We start from the raw sequence: 4483 nt of genomic DNA on the forward strand, positions 1-4483 counted from the left end.
CCGACGGCACGATCGACATCGCGAATGCCGTGAAGGTCAACGAGCAGTTCCAGGTCTCACGCCAGTTCTGGTCGTACCTCGTGAGTGCCGGCCTCCTGCCCGAACCCACGGCGTTCATCAACCCGGTGCCGCACATGAGCTTCGTCTGGGGTGCCGACAACGTCGCCTTCCTCAAGAAGCGCTTCGACGCACTCAAGGACCACCCGCTGTTCGCGGGTCTCGAGTACTCCGAAGACGCCGCCGTCATCCGCTCCTGGGCTCCGCTGCTCATCCCCGGTCGCCGCAAGGACCAGCCGATCGCGGCGACCCGCATCGCGGCCGGAACCGACGTCGACTTCGGCTCGCTCACCCACACCCTCGTCGACGGGCTCGTCGACAACGGGGCGACGCTCAAGCTCAACCACCGCGTCACCGGCCTCAAGCGCTCGAAGAACTCGGGACTCTGGAACCTGCGCGTCGTCCACGACGTCGGGTCGACCCGCACCAACGTCACGGCACGCTTCGTGTTCGTCGGTGCGGGCGGCAACGCGCTCAACCTCCTGCAGCGCTCCGGCATCCGGGAGATCCGGGGCTACGGCGGCTTCCCGATCAGCGGCCAGTTCCTGCACACCGACGATCCCGCCGTCGTCGCCCGCCACTCGGCGAAGGTCTACGGCAAGGCGTCGGTCGGCGCCCCGCCGATGTCGGTGCCCCATCTCGACACCCGGGTGATCGGCGGTTCGTCGAGCCTGCTGTTCGGGCCGTACGCCGGCTTCTCGACGAAGTACCTCAAGACGGGCTCCTACCTCGACCTGTTCGCGGCCCTGCGCTGGCACAACCTCGGCACGTTCATCGGCGCCGGCCTGAAGAACCTCTCGCTCGTCTGGTACCTGGTCAGCGAGGTGCTGGCGACCCGCGGTTCGAAGTTCCGCGCGCTCCGGGAGTTCGCTCCGACCGCCGAGGCGAAGGACTGGAACCTGATCACCGCCGGGCAGCGCGTGCAGATCATGAAGCGCGACGGCGACGGCAAGGCGGTCATCCAGTTCGGCACCGAAGTCGTCTCGGGCGCCGACGGTACGATCGCCGGGCTGCTCGGCGCGTCACCGGGCGCGTCGACCGCGGTGCCGATCATGCTCGACGTGCTCGCGAAGTGCTTCCCCACGAAGAGGGATGCCTGGCGCCCGAAGCTCGTCGAGATGGTGCCGTCGTACGGCGGAACGCTCTCCGAGAACGAGAAGACGGCCGAGGCGACGCTCGCCCGCACCGCGAAGGCGCTCGGTATCCGGGCCTGAGCCTTGCGCGTCTCTCGAACATATGTTCGAATGACGGGATGCGGTGGAGCGGGCAGGCGATCGGCGCCGAGAGCGCGTCGGCGCTGCCGGGGCTCGGCACCATGCGCGGACTCGTGCGATCCGTGCAGACCCCGGAGTTCGCCGGCATCACCTTCCACGAGGTGCTCGCGAAGTCCGCGCTGAACCAGGTGCCGGGGTCGTCGACGGCGTTGCCGTTCGCCTGGACCATCAATCCCTACCGCGGATGTTCTCATGCCTGCGTGTTCTGTTTCGCCCGGCAGACGCACACCTACCTCGATCTCGACGCGGGCCGTGACTTCGACGCCGAGATCGTCGTCAAGGTGAACGTCGCCGACATCCTCGCGAAAGAGCTCGCGCGACCGTCCTGGCAGCACGCCCCCGTCGCGCTCGGCACCAACACCGACCCCTACCAGCGCGCCGAAGGGCGCTACCGGCTGATGCCCGGCATCATCGCGGCGCTCGCCGCCTCGGGAACGCCGTTCAGCATCCTCACCAAGGGCACGCTGCTTCGGCGCGACATCCCCCTGCTCCAGGCCGCCGCCGAGCGGGTGCCGGTCGAACTCGCGATGACGATCGACGTGCTCGACCCCGCCCTCCGCGACTCACTCGAGCCCGGCGCACCGACCACGGAGGCGCGGCTCGCGACGGTGACGGCGATCCGGGATGCCGGCCTCCCGTGCTCGGTGTTCGTCATGCCGGTGCTGCCCTACCTGACCGACTCGATCGACCACCTCGACGGTCTGTTCGCGGCGATCGCCGCGACCGGGGCCGACTCGGTCGCCTACTCGGCGCTGCACCTGAAGCCGGGTGCGCGCGAGTGGTTCTTCACCTGGCTGGCGCGCGAGCACCCCGATCTGCTGGCGAAATACGGGCAGCTCTACCCGATGCGTCAGGTCTACCCGCCGAAGGAGTACCGCGGCTGGCTGGCGAGGCGCGTACGGCCGCTCCTGCGCAAGCACGGGCTGGAACGCCCGCCGCGCATCGATCCGACCACCGGGTCGCCGATGCCGCGGGCGATCGGACGCACCCGTGCGCGCGGCAGCGCGGGTGATCGGATGCTCGCGAACGAGCTGCCGGCGTCGGCGGCAGCGGGACTCCAGCCGACACTGTTCTGAGTGCGAGACGGTTGCGCGGATTCGCACATAGGGTGGATCGCATGAGCACGATCGAGCACCGGGCCGCGGCCCAGGGCCGATCGGTACCGGGCCCCGTGCGGCTCGCGGTCCTCGACGACCACGAGGTGCTGCTCGACTCGCTGAGCAGTTGGATCGGCAACAACGCGTCCGACTTCGACGTCGTTCTCATGGCGCCGACCTGGCTCCAGCTCGTGCACAGCCCGGCTTTCCCGACCGATCTGGTGTTCATCGACTTCCAGCTCAAGGAGCCGGTGTCGATCGAGGCGCGCGTGCGCACCTGCCGTGCGGCCGGGGCGAAGGTCATCGTGCTCTCGAGCGTCGACACCCGCGAGGCGCGCGAGCGTGCGCTCGCCGCCGGCGCCGCCGCGTTCCTCTCCAAATCGCTCACCATGGCCGCCGTGATGGAGACCGCGCGCCGGGTGATGGGCATCCAGAGCGATCCCGACGCGCGGGTCTGGCGGCCCGCCGTCGCGGGCACGTCCGCGCACCTGCGCCCGAAACTCAGCCCGGGCGAGGCCGAGGCGTTGCGCCTGTACGTCACCGGCTTCAGCACGACCGAAGTCGCTACCCGCATGAACGTGCAGTACGAAACGGCGAAGACCTATCTGCGCCGCGTGCGGGAGAAGTACGCACGCGTCGACCGTCCCGCGAGCAAGAAGGCGGATCTCATCCGCCGCGCCGCGGAAGACGGATATCTCGAGTAGCGGCGCATGGCGAAACTGTATTTCCGCTACGGCGCGATGAACTCGGGCAAAAGCACCGCCCTGCTTCAAGCCGCCTACAACTACGAGGAGCGTGGGCAGCAGGTGCTGCTCGCCAAGCCCGCGATCGACTCCAAGGGCGAGGCGGCGATCGTGTCCCGGCTCGGCGTCGATCGCCCCGTCGACTTCACGATCGCCCCCGAAGAGGACGTGCTCACCGCGTTCATGACCCGTCGCGAGCAGGTCATCCGGGACAGCGGCAAGGATGTCGCGTGCCTCCTGCTCGACGAAGTGCAGTTCCTCAGCGAACAACAGATCGACGACCTGTTGCGCATCGCGATCGACGAAGACGTTCCCGTGCTCGCCTACGGCATCCGCACCGACTTCCAGACCGTCGCGTTCCCCGGCAGCCGACGGCTGCTCGAGATCGCCCACTCGCTCGAAGAGCTGAAGACGATCTGCCGGTGCGGGCGGAAGGCGATCTTCAACGCCCGCACCGTCGACGGTGTCTTCGTCTTCGACGGTGACCAGGTCGCCATCGACGCGACGACCGGCGAGCAGGGTGACGTCTCCTACGAGTCACTGTGCGGGCAGTGCTACCTCGAGGAATCCGGCGGTGTGCTCAACCGCGGGCGCCGCTCGAAGTACGACTTCTCGTACAATTCGGCGCCCGACGCCGATTTCAGCTAGTTCGCGCGCTCGTAGGCTTCGCGCACTTCGGCCGAGATGCGACCGCGGTCGCCGACCGTGTAGCCGTGGCCCTGGGCCCAGGAGCGGATGGCCGCGAGCTCGCCGGTGTTCGACCGGCCGGAGCGGCGCGGGCCCGATGAGCGCGTCGATCCGCTGGCCGAGCGGCCCGCGGAGATGAACGGGGCCAGGGCGCTGCGCAGCTTCTGAGCGTTCTCGTCCGAGAGGTCGATCTCGTACTGGCGGCCTTCGAGCGCGAACCGCACCGTGCTTCCGGCGCCGTTCTCGAGAACCGTGCCGTCGATGTCGTCGACCAGCTGCGTGATTTGCTTCTTCATTTCGTTGTACCCCGTCTTCAGGCTTTATCCCCCGACCCGGTTTTACTTTAGCGCCTGTGCTAAATGTCGTGAAATGCTCTCTGCACAATCGTGACGGATGCAATGAAGAAGGGCCGCCCGATGGACGGCCCTTCTTCACATGCGTCGGGGTAACAGTGTCGTGGTTCAGGACATGGGCAAGGGATGTCTCAAGACATAGGCAACTCGGGGTGCGTCAGGCTCGCGGGTGTCTCGCGAACGTCTGATCGTCACTGCCGTCGCTATCCAGGGGTTGTCGCAGGCTGAAGCGGCCCGCGCCTACGGACTGTCCGAGAGCCGCGTCAGTCGGA

At 68.0% G+C, this 4483-nt stretch carries 6 protein-coding genes; 5 read left to right on the forward strand and 1 reads right to left on the reverse strand.

Annotation, left to right across the window (positions count from 1 at the left end; genetic code table 11):
- The 4 genes from mqo to ACILQS_RS15675 form a co-directional block, all read left to right on the forward strand.
- Positions 1-1271: malate dehydrogenase (quinone) (gene mqo, locus ACILQS_RS15660; protein ID WP_395641056.1), on the forward strand; the 1271-nt coding region annotated here is incomplete at its 5' end.
- Positions 1272-1309: 38 nt separating this feature from the next.
- On the forward strand, positions 1310-2407 hold the full coding sequence (locus tag ACILQS_RS15665; RefSeq protein ID WP_395641057.1) for an Rv2578c family radical SAM protein: 1098 nt from the start codon (positions 1310-1312) through the stop codon (positions 2405-2407).
- Positions 2408-2448: 41 nt separating this feature from the next.
- Positions 2449-3132, forward strand: a complete 684-nt coding sequence (locus ACILQS_RS15670) for a response regulator (protein WP_395641058.1) — start codon at positions 2449-2451, stop codon at positions 3130-3132.
- A 6-nt stretch (positions 3133-3138) separates the two neighbouring features.
- Positions 3139-3819, forward strand: a complete 681-nt coding sequence (locus ACILQS_RS15675) for a thymidine kinase (protein ID WP_395641059.1) — start codon at positions 3139-3141, stop codon at positions 3817-3819.
- Here the strand turns inward: ACILQS_RS15675 and ACILQS_RS15680 are convergent.
- The gene (locus tag ACILQS_RS15680) at positions 3816-4154 is read right to left on the reverse strand and encodes an Lsr2 family protein (RefSeq protein ID WP_395641060.1); all 339 of its coding nucleotides are present in this window, start codon (positions 4152-4154) and stop codon (positions 3816-3818) included. The genes ACILQS_RS15675 and ACILQS_RS15680 overlap by 4 nt on opposite strands.
- A 226-nt stretch (positions 4155-4380) precedes the next feature.
- Here ACILQS_RS15680 and ACILQS_RS15685 point away from each other — a divergent pair.
- Positions 4381-4483: sigma factor-like helix-turn-helix DNA-binding protein (locus tag ACILQS_RS15685; RefSeq protein WP_395641061.1), on the forward strand; the 103-nt coding region annotated here is incomplete at its 3' end.

The sequence above is a fragment of the Pseudolysinimonas sp. genome (assembly GCF_044239695.1).
Taxonomy (GTDB): domain Bacteria; phylum Actinomycetota; class Actinomycetes; order Actinomycetales; family Microbacteriaceae; genus Pseudolysinimonas_A.